General features: G+C 66.8%; 15 protein-coding genes. 7 read left to right on the top strand and 8 right to left on the bottom strand.

Translation table 11 applies throughout. From position 1 onward, the window contains the following. Positions 1 to 514 precede the first annotated feature (514 nt). Genes QMX83_RS05490 through QMX83_RS05475 form a run of 4 tightly spaced genes read right to left on the bottom strand, consistent with a single transcriptional unit; the run spans position 515 to position 3,378 of the window. Entirely contained in the window at positions 515 to 1,324 is an 810-nt protein-coding gene (locus QMX83_RS05490; RefSeq protein WP_282295641.1) for an N-formylglutamate amidohydrolase, read from the bottom strand. Next, positions 1,305 to 1,856 (bottom strand): NUDIX hydrolase, encoded by a 552-nt coding sequence (locus QMX83_RS05485; RefSeq protein WP_282295640.1) that lies wholly within the window; start codon positions 1,854 to 1,856, stop codon positions 1,305 to 1,307. Before QMX83_RS05485 ends, QMX83_RS05490 begins: the two co-directional genes overlap by 20 nt. Next, positions 1,853 to 2,803 carry a 5'-3' exonuclease H3TH domain-containing protein gene (locus QMX83_RS05480; protein ID WP_282295639.1) on the bottom strand — a complete coding sequence of 317 codons (951 nt, stop codon included), beginning with the start codon at positions 2,801 to 2,803 and terminating at the stop codon, positions 1,853 to 1,855. Before QMX83_RS05480 ends, QMX83_RS05485 begins: the two co-directional genes overlap by 4 nt. Next, positions 2,800 to 3,378: a nitroreductase gene (locus tag QMX83_RS05475; RefSeq protein ID WP_282295638.1), complete on the bottom strand. Its 579-nt coding sequence runs from the start codon at positions 3,376 to 3,378 to the stop codon at positions 2,800 to 2,802. The genes QMX83_RS05480 and QMX83_RS05475 overlap by 4 nt, the downstream gene beginning before the upstream one ends. 329 nt (positions 3,379 to 3,707) lie before the next feature. Here QMX83_RS05475 and QMX83_RS05470 point away from each other — a divergent pair, with 329 nt between their 5' ends. Then, a complete protein-coding gene (locus tag QMX83_RS05470; RefSeq protein WP_282295636.1) occupies positions 3,708 to 6,017 on the top strand; it encodes a DUF1631 domain-containing protein in 2,310 nt (769 codons plus the stop codon). Positions 6,018 to 6,438: 421 nt separating this feature from the next. Beyond that, the gene (locus QMX83_RS05465) at positions 6,439 to 7,521 is read left to right on the top strand and encodes an NAD(P) transhydrogenase subunit alpha (RefSeq protein ID WP_282295635.1); all 1,083 of its coding nucleotides are present in this window, start codon (positions 6,439 to 6,441) and stop codon (positions 7,519 to 7,521) included. A gap of 18 nt (positions 7,522 to 7,539) precedes the next feature. Here the strand turns inward: QMX83_RS05465 and QMX83_RS05460 are convergent, their stop codons facing one another. Genes QMX83_RS05460 through QMX83_RS05450 form a run of 3 tightly spaced genes read right to left on the bottom strand, consistent with a single transcriptional unit; the run spans position 7,540 to position 8,854 of the window. Continuing rightward, entirely contained in the window at positions 7,540 to 7,965 is a 426-nt protein-coding gene (locus QMX83_RS05460) for a DUF3106 domain-containing protein (RefSeq protein ID WP_282295668.1), read from the bottom strand. Then, a complete protein-coding gene (locus QMX83_RS05455) occupies positions 7,965 to 8,294 on the bottom strand; it encodes a hypothetical protein (protein WP_282295634.1) in 330 nt (109 codons plus the stop codon). The genes QMX83_RS05460 and QMX83_RS05455 overlap by 1 nt, the downstream gene beginning before the upstream one ends. Further along, positions 8,291 to 8,854 carry an RNA polymerase sigma factor gene (locus tag QMX83_RS05450; RefSeq protein WP_282295667.1) on the bottom strand — a complete coding sequence of 188 codons (564 nt, stop codon included), beginning with the start codon at positions 8,852 to 8,854 and terminating at the stop codon, positions 8,291 to 8,293. The genes QMX83_RS05455 and QMX83_RS05450 overlap by 4 nt, the downstream gene beginning before the upstream one ends. A gap of 126 nt (positions 8,855 to 8,980) precedes the next feature. Between QMX83_RS05450 and QMX83_RS05445 the strand changes: the two genes are divergently transcribed. Beyond that, complete coding sequence (locus tag QMX83_RS05445; RefSeq protein WP_282295633.1) at positions 8,981 to 9,289, top strand: NAD(P) transhydrogenase subunit alpha; 309 nt, start codon at positions 8,981 to 8,983, stop codon at positions 9,287 to 9,289. After that, entirely contained in the window at positions 9,286 to 10,740 is a 1,455-nt protein-coding gene (locus QMX83_RS05440; protein WP_282295632.1) for an NAD(P)(+) transhydrogenase (Re/Si-specific) subunit beta, read from the top strand. Before QMX83_RS05445 ends, QMX83_RS05440 begins: the two co-directional genes overlap by 4 nt. Positions 10,741 to 10,792: 52 nt before the next feature. Here the strand turns inward: QMX83_RS05440 and QMX83_RS05435 are convergent, their stop codons facing one another. Then, complete coding sequence (locus QMX83_RS05435) at positions 10,793 to 11,212, bottom strand: hypothetical protein (protein WP_282295631.1); 420 nt, start codon at positions 11,210 to 11,212, stop codon at positions 10,793 to 10,795. A gap of 117 nt (positions 11,213 to 11,329) precedes the next feature. On the opposite strand from QMX83_RS05435, the gene sufT reads away from it, so the two are divergent. The 3 genes from sufT (at position 11,330) to QMX83_RS05420 (ending at position 15,716) form a co-directional block, all read left to right on the top strand. After that, positions 11,330 to 11,881, top strand: a complete 552-nt coding sequence (sufT, locus tag QMX83_RS05430) for a putative Fe-S cluster assembly protein SufT (RefSeq protein ID WP_125361306.1) — start codon at positions 11,330 to 11,332, stop codon at positions 11,879 to 11,881. 35 nt (positions 11,882 to 11,916) lie between these two features. Further along, the gene (locus QMX83_RS05425; protein WP_282295630.1) at positions 11,917 to 13,014 is read left to right on the top strand and encodes a branched-chain amino acid aminotransferase; all 1,098 of its coding nucleotides are present in this window, start codon (positions 11,917 to 11,919) and stop codon (positions 13,012 to 13,014) included. Between the two features lie 956 nt (positions 13,015 to 13,970). After that, complete coding sequence (locus QMX83_RS05420; RefSeq protein WP_282295629.1) at positions 13,971 to 15,716, top strand: S8 family peptidase; 1,746 nt, start codon at positions 13,971 to 13,973, stop codon at positions 15,714 to 15,716. Positions 15,717 to 15,819: the final 103 nt, after the last annotated feature.

The raw sequence follows: 15,819 nt of genomic DNA, 5'->3' as shown, positions 1-15,819 counted from the left end.
CCTCGGTTCACCGGATCACTGGTTTGGCGGGTCGGGATGGGTTTGCGGGACACGCCGTAAACCCGTCCATGGGGGCTCGTCAAAAACATCCATGTTTTTGACGGTCCCGCAAACCCACCCCGACCCACCTTCGACAGATGATCGGTGGCCATGGGAAATGCCAGATCAACGGCGGTGTTGATCCGGGGTCATGCGTTAACGAATGTTGGGGATTTCACGGCCGTCGTCTGTCGACCGACGCTACCAGGCCCACATGCCCCGAGAAATCCAACCGGCACGATGGCTGTGCGGTTTCGATCTTCGATGGCCACTGACCATCTGTCGATGGCGGGTCGGGGTGGGCTGGAGGGGGCGTGAGCCGCATGGATGCGGCGATCGAGCTTACAGGGACGTACTTGCAGCGTCCCCCGGAACGCCCATCCCGAGCCGCCAAACCAGGGATGCCGTGAACACCGGCTGCTCGCCAAAAACCAACAGCAGCCGGGCAGAGCCCGGCTCCACGTAGCGCCCGCAATCAAGCCAACTGCAACAACCGCGGCTCCAGTGCGCGAAACACCCGCGCCAAGCGCTCTGCCCAGGCGATTTGTCCGGCGGCATCAGCGATCAGATCCTGGCGGATCTCCAGCTCTACGTGCACAAGCTCGCGGCCCTCGCCGTGCACCGGCACCGCGTAATCACTGGTGCTGCTGACCGAGTACGGTTCGTTGTCACCGACTACCAGGTCACCCTCGTCGCGCAGTACCTGCAGCAGCGCATGCGCGAAACGCGTGTCGCGGTGGTACAGGACACCGGCATGCCACGGACGCTCGAAACCGTTCATCGACGGCGTGAAGCTGTGCATCATCACCAGCAGGGTCGGGCGTGACTGCGTACGACGCGCCTCCAGCTCAGCCTCGATCTTCGCGTGGTACGGCGCGTGGATCGCATCGATGCGCTGCTGGCGCTGCGCGTCGCTCAATGCCACGTTCCCCGGAATGCGGGTGTGGTCGCTGGTTTCCGGAATCAGCGTCGGCGACTGCAGCGGCCGGTTGCAGTCGATCAGCAGCCGCGAATAGGTCTGCTCGATCGCCCACGCATCCAACCGCTCGGCCAGCGCCCGGGTGGTGCCGGCGATGCCGATGTCCCAGCCGATGTGGCGGTCCAGTTCGGACTGCGGCAGGCCCAATCCGCCCAGCGCGGCGGGGACCGCCTGCCCGGCGTGATCGGCCAGCAGCACGAACGGCGAACGACCCTGCGGGCGATGCACCGTGTAGACCGCGGGGTCATCCGCACCCAGCAACGCGGGAAGCGGAGAAGTACCGGTGTCAGCCACGCGGCGTGCCATCCAGGTGGTGTTCGATCATCCAGAGGCCCGCCCACAGCTTGGCGTCCAGCTGGTAGCCCGCGTTCATTTTCTCCACCAGCCACGCCGCCGCGCGCGCACGCGGAATCGCATGCACGGTGATGTTCTCGCTGTCATCGCCACCGCCGGCACCGACCTGGCGCAGCCCGGTGGCCCGTACGAAGGCGATCCGTTCGCTGCTGGCACCGGAGGACGTCGGGCCGATCATCAACACCTCGGCGTGGTCGGCGGTCCAGCCGGTTTCTTCTTCCAGCTCGCGCACCGCCGATGCTTCGATCGACTCGCCCGCCTCGATGTCACCGACCAGCCCGGCCGGCATTTCAATGGTCAGGGCCTGCAGCGGCACACGGAACTGCTCCACGAACAGCACCTGGTCGTCCGGGGTGACGGCGATGATGATCGCTGCCAGTCCGCCGGCATGGGTGCGCTCGCTGTACTCCCACGTGCCGCGCACCACCATGCGCTGATATTTGCCTTCGTAAACGACTTTCGGGGCTTGGGTGTTATGGCTCATGCGAACTCGTTGGCAACAGAAGTGGAATCGGAAAGGCCGCCCGCGCTGAACAGCCGGCGGCGGGTGAGCGGGCCGAAGCGCAGCGCATCACAGAGGCCCTGCAGCATCTGCGCGTCGGCACTACCGCGGCCGAAGCCGCCATCGGCTCCATCCAGCGGCGCATCCAGCGCGATGGTGGTCAGCTGCCGCCACAGCAGCGCGTGCTCGCGCTGTTCGCGCAGCCGCACCGCCATCTGTGCCGCACCGCGCAGGCGCAGGAACGGCACTTCGTCCAGGCGCTCATACAGGGTGTCCAGGCTGCCGAAGTGGGCCAGCAGCACCGCCGCCGACTTCGCGCCCACGCCGGTCACGCCCGGAATGTTGTCCACGGCGTCGCCACACAGGGCCAGGTAATCGGCAATCTGATGCGCCTGCACGCCGTGGCGCGCCTTCACTCCGGCCATGCCCCAGCGCTGGTTGCGTGCGTAGTCCCACTGCTCGTCGTGCTCGTGCAGCAGCTGCGACAGGTCCTTGTCGGCGGAAATGATCACCCCGCGCATGCCGCCGGGGCGGCTGGCGTGGAGGGCGCTGCCAATGAGGTCATCCGCTTCGTATTCGTGGTGGGCCAGCACGCTCAGGCCCAGCGCCATGCACAGCGCCTTGCAGTGCGCGAACTGACGGCGCAGCTCCTCGGGGGCCGGATCACGGTTGGCCTTGTAGGCGGTGTACAGACGGTGCCGGAAGCAGCTGTCCAGGGCCTCGTCGAAGGCCACCACGATGTGCTGCGGACGTTCGCGCTCCAGCAGGTCCAGCAGGAAGCGGGCAAACCCGTGCACGGCGTTGGTCGGCCAGCCCTGCTGGTCCTGGAACTCATTGGGCATCGAGTGCCAGGCCCGGAACACGTACAGGCTGGCATCGACCAGATAGAGCGGCGGGCGCACGGCCAGCGCTGGCGGAGCCTGGATCATCCGCCCACCCAGTCCTGCAGCAGGGCGGCCGGATCGGGGCGCTCACGCTCGGGCACCTCGGTTTTGGGCGTGCCGATATGAATGAAACCGGCAATGCCCTCATGCGCGGCCAGTCCCAGGTGGGCGTGCACGGCCGGGTCGAAGGCCATCCAGGCGGTCAGCCACTGCGCGCCAAAGCCCATCGCCTGGGCGGCCTGCAGCAGGGCAAAGCAGACGCAGCCGGCGGTCATCAACTGCTCCTGCTCCGGCACCTTCGGGCTGGGCGAGGGGCTGGTGATGACGGTCACGATCAGCGGTGCGTGCGAAAAACGCAGGCGGTCCTTCTCGACCTGGGCCTCTGACGCATTCAGGTCGCGCGCGCGGCTGCGCTCCGCCAGGAAGGCTCCCAGAGTGTGACGTGCGTCACCCTGGATGCTCAGGAAGCGGAACGGCACCTTCTTGCCGTGATCGGGCACGCGGACGGCCGAAGCCAGCATCCGCAGCAGGGTTTCATGGTCGGGACCGGGGGTGGTCAACTGCAGGGCGGGAACCGAACGACGGGCGTCCAGGGCTTGCAGCGCGGGGGATTCGGGCATGGGACTCAAAGGATTTTCACAAGAAGGAAATTATAGTCGTGGCGCTTTGTGACGCTGGTTTTGGGCAACTGTGTGCCATTTGCGACGAAGCGTGATGCACATCACTTAATGAAACCCATCCCTTCACACTCCTGTACTCGCTTCCGAGTGGCACTGGCCTTACGATACAAGGCCTGCCGGTACCCGGTTGTGAGGTTAGAAGTGAGGACTGTTTCACTGTCCCCGACCGGTGCGCCGATCTACCATCCGCGTGCGGGTGCCTGGGGGGCACCGGTATCCGGTGCATCCATGCTGCATTCCGACTCTGGGAAGGTGGGGAGCCTTTTCGCATGATCGCCACGCCCAATGTCATGGGGCAGCCCGGCCGTGATCCGGCCCTGCTCAAGCTCGCTCGCGAGGCCGCCCTGCCGGGGCTGGTCGAGTCGTTTGCGACCGTGCTTGCCCGCTTCGATGACGTCCTGTTCGACCGCGCCAGCAATGCCGGCGCGTCGCAGCTGCTGTTCCTGGACGGTATGCGCGAACTGCGCCGCCGCCGTGAGGACATCGTGGCCGGCTTCCGCGCACACCTGGCGCTGGCCTGGGATTCGCTGGAGCAGGGGCAGCCGCTGTCGGCGGAAACCACCCTGGCCGGACCGGTTGAGGGCGGCCTGAGCCTGGTCCCCGAGCATGTGCTGGAATCGCGTCTGGCGGTCCGCAACTTCGCCGTGGTGCTGTTACGCGACTGGAAGCCGGTGCTGGCGCGCCTGGACCGCCGCCTGGGCTGGATTGCCGGCGGCCTGGAACTGAACGCCGACACCAACCCGGTCAGTCCTGAACATATTGGTGTGGCCATCCATGAGGCGTTTGCCGACTGCGAACTGGCCCCGGAAGTGCGATTGGTGTTGATCAAATTGTGCGAGCGCGACCTGCACGGTCCCATCGGCAAGCGTTATGAAAAGCTGGACGAGCAGCTGGCGGCGGCGGGTGTGATGCCGCAGATCGCCGCGCCGCGCAAGCCTGCGCCGCGTCCGCCGGCACCCCGCAACGAGCTTGACGAACTGGTCGAGGCGCTGGATCCGGAAGCGCCGGCGCGGGGTGATGACGGCTCGGCCCCGGCGTGGGCGCGGCGTTTCGCCGACCGCTGGGCCGCCAGTCGCGGCCGCATGCAGTCGGCCCAGGCGGCCTACCAGGAAGCCGGCGAAGCCGAAGGCATGAACAACAACCAGGGCATGCTGCTGGAAGCGCTGCATGAACTTCTGCAGCAGACCCGGCATGTCCGCGAGGACGCGACCTCGGCGGCCAGCGTCGCCGTGGGCCAGCAGCGCCCGTTGAGCCAGCGCGAAATGATGTCGGTGCTGTCGCTGCTGCAGGCCACGCCGAGCGCGACCCTGCGTGCGGCCATTGGCGAGGACGGCGAGTCGCTGGCGCAGCGGCTGAAGAGCGAAGTGCTGTCCAGCGCGACCCAGCTGGGCGTCGATCCGGCACAGGCGCGCCTGGATCCGCAGGATGAAGATGCGATCGACCTGGTCGGCATGCTGTTTGACGTGATGCTGGACGAGCGCGATCTGGAAGGGCGCTCGCGTGAGCTGATCGGCCGACTGGTGGTGCCGTTCGTGAAGGTGGCGATGCTGGACCGCCGCATGTTCGTGCAGAAGACCCATCCGGCACGCAAGCTGCTGAACTCGCTGGCCGAGGCCTGCGAAGGCAACACCGGCGAGAGCCAGGCCGAACGCGTGTTGATGGGCAAGGTCGAGGAAATCATCGAGCGGCTGGTGGCCGAGTTCAATGAGAACCTGGCGATCTTCCTCACGTTGGAAGAAGAATTCCGCGACTTCCTGTCCCAGCACCGTCGTCGCATTGAAATCGCCGAGCGCCGGGCCGCGGAAACACAGCGCGGCCAGGAAAAGCTGGAAGTGGCGCGCACGCGCGCGGCCAGTGAGCTGGAATGGCGGGTGGAAGACCAGCACCTGCCGCAGGCGATCGACGAATTCCTGCGTCAGCCGTGGCAGCACCATCTGACCCTGGCGGTGCTGCGCGAGGGCGACGATGGTGCCTCGGTGAGCGAAGCGCTGGCACTGGCGGATGGCATGCTGGAAGAAGTAGCCGAGGCGCGCCGTCAGATCGTCGGCAAGCCGTGGTTGCAGGCCTGGCAGCCGGTACTGCGCAAGGTGTTTGCCAGCGTGGGTGTGCATGCCGATGCGGCGACGGCGGCGATCGATGCGCTGCACGACACGCTGCAGGCGATTGCAGAATCGCGTCCGGAGCTGGAGCGCGCGCTGCCCGAACTGCCGCAGGTGGTGCTGCCGGCTCCACCGGCGGCGGATGCAGGCGGCGTGGAACTGGAAGGCAAGGTCGACGTCACCGATTTCGACAATGCCGACGCGGACCGTTTCCGCGGCATGGAAATCGGCAGCTGGCTGGATTTCGTCGACAAGGACGGCAAGGTGCAGGCCGGCAAGTTGTCGTGGGTGAGCCCGATCTCCTCGCGTCTGTTGTTCGTGAACCGTCGCGGCGTCCGTTTCTGCGTGGCCTCGCCGGAAGAACTGGCGGTCATGGTCCGCCTCGGCCGCCTGCGCCCGCACGTGGACGACGGTGCCTTCGACAGCGCCATGCAGGGCGTCATCGACCGCCTCGACACCAAGGGCGCGACGGTCCACTGACCCTCGCCCTCCTTGCGATTGCGATGACACACGCTCCGTAGAGCCGGGCTCTGCCCGGCTGCTGTTGGCTGTTGGCGAACAGCCGATGGCCACAGGTTCCCTGGTTTGGCAGCTCGGGATGGGCGTTCCGGGGGACGGCGCAAGTACGTCCCTGTAGCCTCGATCGCCGCATCCATGCGGCTCACGCCCCCTCCAGCCCACCCCGACCCGCCACGACAGTAGGTCGGTGGCCATCGAAGATCAAAAGCACGCGCGGCCAGGTAGCGTCGGTCGACAGACGACGGCCCTGAAACAACCAACACCCGGTAACGCATGACCTCGAAACAACGCATGCTTCTGCCGTTGCCGTTCCATGCGGCACCCTACGCCGCTTCCCAGCAGGTTACGATCCGTCGGACGAACCACTACTCATGGGACACGCATGGCTGTCGAGGTGTTGGGGGTGAAGGAACGCGCGCCGGGCGAACGCCGGGTGGCGCTGACGCCGGAAACGGCGCGCAAGCTGGCCGCGCTCGGGGCCACCGTCTGGGTCGAACCCGGTGCCGGTCTGGGCGCGGGCTTCACCGATCAGGCCTACCTGGACGCCGGTGCGCAGCTGGCCGATGACATCCGTGCCAGCCAGGCCGACATCGTGCTGTGCGTGCAGGCTCCGGAGACCGTCTGGCTGAACCAGCTGAAGCTGGGCAGCACCCTGGTTGGCATGCTGCAGCCGCAGGCCGACAGTCTGCGCGCGGCGACGATGCAGTCGCGAGGTCTGCAGGTGTTTCCGCTGGAGCGCCTGCCGCGCACCACCCGCGCGCAGTCGATGGACGTGCTCAGCTCACAGGCGGGTATGGCCGGCTACAAGGCCACGCTCATTGCCGCGCAGCGCGCGCCGCGCTTCTTCCCCATGCTCACCACCGCCGCTGGCACCATCCGGCCTTCGCGCGTGCTGGTCGTGGGCGCTGGCGTGGCAGGCCTGCAGGCGATCGCGACCGCACGCCGGCTGGGCGCGCAGGTGGAAGGCTTCGATGTGCGCCCGGAAACCCGCGAGCAGATCGAATCACTCGGCGGCAAGTTCCTTGACCTCGGCGTCAGTGCGGCGGGTGAGGGCGGTTACGCCCGCGCCTTGACCGACGAGGAGCGCGCAGAACAGCAGCGTCGCCTCGGCGAGCATCTGCGACTGATCGATGTGGTGATCTGCACGGCAGCGGTACCCGGAAGACCCGCGCCGAAGATCATCACCCAGGCCATGGTCGAAGGCATGCGCCCCGGCAGCGTGCTGGTGGATCTGGCCGCGGAGACCGGCGGCAACTGTGAAGCAACGCGCCCGGGGGAAACGGTGGACGTGGGTGGGGTGGTCGTCGACGGTCCGTTGAATCTGGCCAGTCAGGGCGCGGTGCATGCGAGCGAGATGTACGCGCGCAACCTGTACAACTTCGTGGCGTTGTTCGTGAAGGACGGCGCGATTGCGTTCGACTGGGACGATGAGCTGCTGGCCAAAACGCGGTGGGTGGCTGGGTGAGTTGACGCGGCATGCGCGTCAACGCGGTGCCGGACCGCCCTTCACCGCATTGGCCTTCAACCATTCCTGCCGCTGCTCCGGGGTCATCTTCCCCCAGCGCGCACGCAACGCCTCGCGCTGCTCGGGCGTCATGCTGCGCATCTGCGCGAACAACACCCGCGCCTGCTCGCGCTGTTCCGGGGTCATGTTCTCAAAGCGGTGACGGCCGCGCCGGGCCAGCTCGCGCTGCTCCGGGGTCATGTTCTGCCAGCGTTGCCCGTGCTGCAGCATGCGCTCGCGCTGTGGAGCCGCGGAGTTGTTCCAGCGGTCGCGCAGCGGTGCAATCAGGGCCTCACGCTGCTGCGGCGTCAACGCGTCCCATTCGGGCAGCGCGGTGGTCTGTGCCCAGCTGCTGGCGCTCAGCGACAACAGCACCAGGGCAAGAGTGGTCTGCAGTTTCATGATTACTCCATCGCCAGGTCGGTGGTGCCCAGCCATACGTACATGTCCGGATTCTCGTCCAGCAGTTCGCCACCGTCCTCCAGCGTGCTGGCGGCGACCGCGGCCGGCGGCGCTGCCGGTGGGTGTGCGGTGAAACTGTAACCCAGGCCCAGCGCCACCACCGCTGAGCAGGCCGTGGCCAGCCACCAGCCGTGCGCGCGGTGTTGGCGGGCCGGCGCATGGCGGGCCGCACGCAGCCGGGCCAGGGTGGCCGGCGACAGCTGGTCCAGCGCCTGCGCGTGCAGCTGCTGCAGCGCGGTGTCGTCGGGAAGGGGAAGAGGCGAACGGCTCACAGTGCAATCTCCAGATGTTCCTGCAGCGCCTGGCGGGCGCGCGAAAGATGTGTTTTGACCGCGCCCTCGCTGCAGCCCATGGCGGCGGCGGTGGTGGCCCCGTCCAACTGCTGCAGCACGCGCAGGGTGAACGCCTCGCGCTGACGCGCCGGCAGTGCGCGCAGGGCCTGCACCAGCTGCGCGTACTGCTCGCGTTGCTCATGGGCCTGGGCAGGGCCGGGGCCGCTGTCGGCCCAGTCGATGTCGTGGTCGCCGGCGGCCTCGTCGCTGCTGCGCCAGAACCGCAGCCGGAAGCTGCGGCGGCGCTGCAGGTCGACCACGCGCCGGCGCAGGATGCTCCAGAACAGGGGCGACCATTCGGCGGCAGGCTTCTCGCGGTAGGCCAGCATCCGCAGCATGCTGTCCTGCACGGCATCCAGCGCGTCGTCGCGCTGGCGCAGGCCGGCTTCGGCAAAGCGGAAGGCGCGCGGGCCGATGCCGGCCAGGAACGCATCCAGCGACACCGGCAGCGCGGCGTCGGCTTCAGAGATCTGGGGCGGCAGGGACGGACTCACCAGCACAGGGTAGCGCTCGCGTGGGGGATACCGTGACAACGCACCAGCAGGGCGTTGGTTGACCGGCGCACAGTTCCGTTAAGCCCGTGGTTATGATGGGCCACGGGATATCCGCCTGGGAGAGACACGGCAATGAGCGACGGGTTCGTGGCGTTGTACATCTTCATGCTGGCTGCCATCGCCGGCCATGTGATCATTTCGCGGGTGCCGGTGATTCTGCACACCCCGCTGATGTCCGGTTCCAATTTCATCCACGGCATCGTGCTGATTGGCGCGATGGTGGTGCTGGGACATGCACAGACCCCGCTGGAAAAGATCATCGGCTTCATCGCCGTGGTACTGGGAGCGGGCAACGCGGCGGGCGGCTACGTGGTCACCGAGCGCATGCTGGACATGTTCAAGCCCAGCGCCAAGCGCGCTGACACGGAGAAGACCCCGTGAGCGTGAGTTCCGCGCAATTGCTGCACTGGGGTGTGCAGACCAGTTATCTGGTGGCCGCCACGCTGTTCCTGCTGGGCCTGCAGCGCATGGCCTCGCCGCTCACCGCGCGCAGCGGCATCCGCTGGGCCGGTGTGGGCATGCTGATCGCCACCGTGGCCACTTTCTTCCTGCCCGAACTGCACAACGTCCCGCTGATCCTGGTCGCGGTGGCCCTGGGCACGAGCGTGGCGTGGTGGTCAGCCAAGCGGGTGGCGATCACCGACATGCCGCAGATGGTGGCCCTCTACAACGGCATGGGCGGCGGTTCGGCCGCGGCCATCGGTGCGGTCGAGCTGCTGCGCTTCTCGTTCCTGGTCAATCGCGATACCACCCACTGGAGCGCCCAGGCCATCGCCGACCTGGCCGCACGCCAGCCATCGACCACGGTGCTGGCGCTGGCGGTGATCGGCTCGGCCATCGGTGCGGTTTCGCTGTCCGGCTCGATCATTGCCTGGGCCAAGCTGGACGGCCGCCTGGACCGGCGCGTGACCTTCCCCGGCCAGCAGGTGTTCAACCTGGCGGTGGCGGTGGCCATGCTGGGGCTGGGCGTGTGGGCGGCGGTGAGTCTCAGTCCGGTCGCCATCATTGCTTTCTTTGTCGTGGCGCTGGCCCTGGGCGTGCTGATGACCCTGCCGATCGGCGGGGCCGACATGCCGGTGGTGATCTCGCTGTACAACGCGTTCACCGGGTTGGCGGTGGCCTTTGAAGGCTACGTGCTGGGCAACGAGGCGTTGATCATCGCCGGCATGATGGTCGGTGCCGCCGGCATCCTGCTGACCCGGCTGATGGCCAAGGCGATGAACCGGCCGATCAGCGGCGTGTTGTTCTCCAACTTCGGGGGCGGCGGGGCCGGGCAGGAGATCACCGGCGCGCAGAAGCCGATCGAGGCCAGCGACGTGGCCGCGATGCTGGCCTTCGCCGAGCGCGTGGTGATCGTGCCCGGCTACGGACTGGCGGTCGCGCAGGCCCAGCACAAGATCTGGGAGCTGGCGCAACGGTTGATCGATCGCGGCGTGAAGGTGAAGTTCGCCATCCACCCGGTGGCCGGACGCATGCCCGGGCACATGAACGTGCTGCTGGCCGAAGCCGGCGTCCCGTATGACCTGATCGCGGACATGGACGACATCAATCCCGAATTCCCCACCACCGACGTGGCGCTGGTAATCGGGGCCAATGACGTGGTCAACCCGGTCGCCCGCACCGATCCGTCCAGCCCGATCTATGGCATGCCCATCCTGGACGTGGTCAACGCGCGCAACGTGGTGGTGATCAAGCGTGGCAAGGGCACCGGCTTTGCGGGCATCGAGAATGCGCTGTTCTACGCCGACAACACCCGCATGCTGTACGGCGACGGGGCGGGCGCTGCAAGCGCGCTCGTCAGTGAATTGAAAGCCCTGGACGGCGGCCACTAAAGGCCGGCCCACCTTCCGGTAGCGCCGGCCGTTGGCCGGCCTTCCGGATACATCACCGGGCGACAAACCACCCGACGACCAGGGCCACTCCCAGCCAGATCACCTCAGCCGCCCCGTTGGCCAGCTGCATCAGCGTCCAGGCCAGATGTGGCCCCATACGCAACGCTGATTCCCACGGCACCAGCCCCAGCGAGCCGCCCATATAGGAGGCGGCGATGGCCCAGTTGGCCACGACGGCCACCAGCAGGGTCCCCAGCACGGTCAGGCTGATCCGCAGCCAGGGCGTGCGCAGCGCGCCGAGGCGCAGCATGAAGGCGAGCTCCAGGGCGGCAAAAATGGCCATCCAGCCGGCCTGGCGGCCGCTGGCCAGGGCCACGAACCACCACAGCAGTACGGCGGCAACCAGTGCGATCAGCAGCATCAAAGGCCAGAGCCAGTTCACGGATCGGGCAGAAACGGGGGTGGGTGGCATGCAATCTTCCTGTGAATGACCACAGGATACCGGCTTGGGCGCGGGACGGCGCGCGACCGGCCACTGGGCTAAAATGGTCACCTTGAGCGGCACCGTCCGCAGCCCCATATTGAACGCATGTACTCCCGTAGCAGCGAACCTGTCCACTTCGAGCGCGATTGCGAGGCCGTGATGGTCCCGCAGGGCGAAACGGTCACCTTGCCGGCTGGCAGCTATGGCTACATCACCCAGGCGCTGGGCGGCAGCTATACCGTGTTTGTCGAAGGCAATCTGTTCCGTATTGCCGGCAAGGACGGCGACGCGATCGGCAAGGAGGCCCCGGCACCGCTGGAACTGCCCGCCGACGCCTCCGACGAGGAGGTGGAAAAGCTGGTGTGGCAGCAGCTGCGCACCTGCTTCGACCCGGAAATCCCGTTCAACATCGTCGATCTGGGCCTGGTGTATGAGGTGGACCTCAAGCATCTGGACGACGGCCAGCGCGAGGTGGACGTCAAAATGACCCTGACCGCGCCCGGCTGCGGCATGGGCGACATCCTGGTCGATGACGTCCGCAGCAAGCTGGAAATGATCCCGACCATCGCCGAGGCGGACGTCGAGCTGGTGTTCGACCCGCCGTGGGGCAAACATATGATGTCCGAGGCCGCACGCCTCGAAACCGGCATGCTGTAACCGCCGCAACTGCAACCCAGAACAGGAAACTCCCGGTGTCCCAGTCCAATCCCAGCTTCGCCGTCACCCGTTCGGACCACCCGCGCAGCGCCGAGCAGCGCGCCCAGATCCTGGAGAAGCCGGGCTTCGGCCTGCACTTCACCGATCACATGGTGGAGGTCCGCTGGGACAAGGACACCGGCTGGCACAACGCCAACGTGCGTGCCTATGGCCCGCTGCAGCTGGATCCGGCGGCGGCGGTGCTGCATTACGGGCAGGAAATTTTCGAAGGCATCAAGGCTTACCGCCATGCCAACGGCTCGATCTGGACCTTCCGCCCGGACGCCAACGGCCGTCGCCTGCAGCGTTCGGCGCAGCGCCTGGCGCTGCCGGAGCTGCCGGTGGAGATCTTTGTCGAATCGCTGAAGCAGCTGATCGCGGTGGACGCGCAGTGGGTGCCGTCGGCCGATGAGTCGAGCCTGTACTTCCGTCCGTTCATGATCGGCGACGAAGCCTTCCTGGGCGTGCGTGGCGCGCACAAGGCGGGCTACTACGTGATCGCCAGCCCGGCAGGTCCGTACTTCGCCAAGGGCGTGGCCCCGGTGTCGATCTGGCTGTCGACCGAATACGCACGTGCGGCCAAGGGCGGCACGGGCGCGGCCAAGTGCGGCGGCAACTATGCCGCGTCCCTGCTGCCGCAGCAGAAGGCGCAGGCGCAGGGCTGCTCGCAGGTCCTGTTCCTGGATCCGGTCGAGGGCAAGTACCTGGAAGAACTGGGCGGCATGAACGTCTTCCTGGTCTACAAGGACGGCACCCTGGTGACCCCGGCGCTGTCGGGCAGCATCCTGGAAGGCATCACCCGCGAGAGCATCCTGCAGCTGGCCCGCGACCGTGGCATGAAGGTCGAGGAGCGCAAGGTCACCATCGACGAGTGGAAGGACGGCGTGGCGTCGGGCGAGATCGCCGAAGTGTTCGCCTGCGGCACGGCGGCGGTGGTGACCCCGATCGGCCAGCTGAAGGGCGATGGCTTCTCGGTCGGCGACATCAACGCCCCGGCCGGCGAAGTGACGATGTCGCTGCGCAAGGAACTGACCGACATCCAATACGGCCGCCTGCCGGACCGTCACAACTGGCTGGTCCGCCTGGACGCCTGACCCGCACCCAAGCTGGTCTCCCGAAAAGCCCGCCTGCAACCAGGCGGGCTTTTTTTGTTCCGGCCCACACCTGCCCCGCTGCGGTTGCAACCACCCCGTAGAGCCGGGCTCTGCCCGGCTGCTGTTGGTTTGTGGCGAACAGCCGGTGGTCATCGATTCCCTGGTTTGGCGGCTCGGAATGGGCGTTCCGGGGGACGCTGCAAGTGCGTCCATGTAAGCTCGATCGCCGCATCCATGCGGCTCACGCCCCCTCCAGCCCACCCCGACCCGCCACGACAGCGTGTCGGTGGCCATCGAAAATCAAAACCCGTGCACGGTCCCGGCCTGGTAGCGTCGGTCGATAGACGACGGCACTGAAACCCCCAACGTCCTGTAACGCATGACCCTGAATCGACACGGGCTCTGGCAGTTGTGGTTCGAACCGCATCGCGGCCCACCATCGAGGGCCGGCCGACGGGTGACCCCTGGAGGGACCGTCGAAAACATGGATGTTTTCGCCGAGCCCCCATGGACGGGTTTACGGCGTGTCCCGGAACGGGGTTGCCCGTTGGCCGGACCTGCACGGATGAACCGAAGCGCCGCTGTTAGTGCAGATATTCCGAATACATCGATCCAAACACACATAACCCTTTGACGCGCAAGAAATGTCCTGGATCTGGCGTGCAAGACAGTGACACAGGACACGATTTGCCCTACCGCAGACTCGAATGCCGTACGGAAGTTCCTTCACATTCACAAACCTTTGACCCTGAATGTCTCAATTCTGAATTTTCACAAGACTGAAATCGCGCTGAAGCGTTGTTTGGGGTCAGGAAAACCCTCTAGCGTCCGGGGTCGGTCGGTTTTTCAGGGGAGCCGGTCCGCTTCAACGGTTCGATCCGCGCCAGTGCAGTACCGCGAACGGATCGCACCGACTTCCGCCGTATCGACGGCATTTCAGTTCAAAGGGAAATCCGATGTCTCATGATTCGCAGCAACGTGTGCGTCAGCGCGCATTGGTGGTACTGGGTGGTTCGGTCCTGTCGACCCTGCTGCTGGCCGCGCCGGCCTTTGCCGGTGACGTGCAGCTGAGCGGTCTGGCTTCTGCGCCCACCCACCAGCGTTTCATCGTCAAGTACAAGGAAGGAGCCACCGACGTGGCCAACCCGACCGCACTGGCCAGCTCGCTCAAGGCGGCCGCTGCATCCGTGCCGGCCGCCCAAGGGCGCGCGCTGGGTCTGCAGAAGCTGCGTACCCTGGCCATTGGCCCGACCGTGGTGAAGGCGGACCGTCCGCTGGATGCCGCTGAATCCGAACTGCTGATGCGCCGCCTGGCCGCTGATCCGAACGTGGAATACGTCGAAGTCGATCAGCTGATGCAGCACACCCTGACCCCGAACGACCCGCGCCTGTCCGAGCAGTGGGGCTTCGGCACCAGCGCGTCGTCCATCAACGTGCGCCCGGCCTGGGACAAGTCCACCGGCACCGGCGTGGTGGTCGCGGTCATCGACACCGGCATCACCAACCATCCGGATCTGAACGCCAACATCCTGCCCGGCTACGACTTCATCAGCGACGCGGCGATGGCCCGCGATGGCGGCGGCCGTGACAACAATCCGAACGACGAAGGCGACTGGTATGCCGCCAACGAGTGTGGCGCCGGCTACCCGGCCTCGAACTCCAGCTGGCACGGCACCCACGTGGCCGGCACCATCGCCGCGGTGACCAACAACGCCGTCGGCGTGGCCGGTACCGCGTTCAATGCCAAGATCGTGCCGGTGCGCGTGCTCGGCAAGTGCGGCGGCTACACCTCCGACATCGCCGACGCCATCGTGTGGGCATCCGGCGGTACCGTCAGCGGCGTGCCGGCCAATGCCAACCCGGCCGAAGTGATCAACATGTCGCTCGGCGGCAGCGGCAGCTGCTCGACCACCTACCAGAACGCCATCAACGGGGCCGTTTCCCGCGGTACCACGGTGGTCGTTGCCGCCGGCAACAGCAACACCAACGTGTCCTCGGCGGTGCCGGCGAACTGCCCGAACGTGATCGCGGTGGCCGCCACCACCTCGGCCGGCGCGCGCGCCAGCTTCTCCAACTACGGCACCGGCATCGACATCTCGGCCCCGGGCGCGAGCATCCTGTCGACCCTCAACAGCGGCACCACGGTCCCGGCCAGTGCCTCGTACGCGTCCTACAACGGCACCTCGATGGCGGCTCCGCATGTGGCCGGCGTGGTCGCGCTGATGCAGGCAGCCGCCACCACCGCGCTGACCCCGGCGCAGGTGGAGAGCATCATCAAGAGCACCGCGCGGCCGTTGCCGGGTGCCTGCTCGGGTGGCTGTGGTGCCGGTATTGTCGATGCCGACGCGGCCGTGGTCGCCGCGCAGGGTGGCGGTGGCAATCCCAACCCGAACCCGGGCACCTTGCAGAACAATGTCCCGGTAACCGGGCTGTCCGCGTCCAGCGGGGCTTCGCTTTCCTACACCGTGGCGGTGCCCAGCGGATCCTCGCAGCTGAAGGTGACCATCGCCGGCGGCAGTGGCGATGCGGACCTGTACGTGCGTTCGGGCAGTGCGCCGACCGACACCGTCTACAACTGCCGTCCGTACCTGAGCGGCAACAATGAAACCTGCACGATCAATGCGCCGGCGGCGGGCACCTGGCACGTCCGGGTGAAGGCCTACAGCACCTTCTCGGGTGTGACCCTGACCGCGCAGTATTAAGCCCAGCCCCTCTCCAATGGGCAGCGCCCCGGCGAAAGCCGGGGCGTTTCTGTTATAGCAATACGGCATGCAGATTCAAAACGGTTCCCGGCCACGGTCTTTG

Origin of the sequence: Stenotrophomonas sp. PS02289 (assembly GCF_029960115.1) — a bacterium.
In the GTDB taxonomy this organism is placed as follows: domain Bacteria; phylum Pseudomonadota; class Gammaproteobacteria; order Xanthomonadales; family Xanthomonadaceae; genus Stenotrophomonas.
This window is presented reverse-complemented; position numbering and strand designations above follow the sequence as displayed.

Excerpts from the sequence above, each read along its gene's own strand:
- QMX83_RS05490 (WP_282295641.1), bottom strand. The coding sequence starts at position 1,324 with ATGGCACGCCGCGTGGCTGACACCGGTACTTCTCCGCTTCCCGCGTTG.
- QMX83_RS05435 (WP_282295631.1), bottom strand. The coding sequence starts at position 11,212 with ATGCCACCCACCCCCGTTTCTGCCCGATCCGTGAACTGGCTCTGGCCT.
- QMX83_RS05470 (WP_282295636.1), top strand. The coding sequence starts at position 3,708 with ATGATCGCCACGCCCAATGTCATGGGGCAGCCCGGCCGTGATCCGGCC.
- QMX83_RS05475 (WP_282295638.1), bottom strand. The coding sequence starts at position 3,378 with ATGCCCGAATCCCCCGCGCTGCAAGCCCTGGACGCCCGTCGTTCGGTT.
- QMX83_RS05485 (WP_282295640.1), bottom strand. The coding sequence starts at position 1,856 with ATGAGCCATAACACCCAAGCCCCGAAAGTCGTTTACGAAGGCAAATAT.
- QMX83_RS05465 (WP_282295635.1), top strand. The coding sequence starts at position 6,439 with ATGGCTGTCGAGGTGTTGGGGGTGAAGGAACGCGCGCCGGGCGAACGC.
- sufT (WP_125361306.1), top strand. The coding sequence starts at position 11,330 with ATGTACTCCCGTAGCAGCGAACCTGTCCACTTCGAGCGCGATTGCGAG.
- QMX83_RS05480 (WP_282295639.1), bottom strand. The coding sequence starts at position 2,803 with ATGATCCAGGCTCCGCCAGCGCTGGCCGTGCGCCCGCCGCTCTATCTG.
- QMX83_RS05445 (WP_282295633.1), top strand. The coding sequence starts at position 8,981 with ATGAGCGACGGGTTCGTGGCGTTGTACATCTTCATGCTGGCTGCCATC.
- QMX83_RS05420 (WP_282295629.1), top strand. The coding sequence starts at position 13,971 with ATGTCTCATGATTCGCAGCAACGTGTGCGTCAGCGCGCATTGGTGGTA.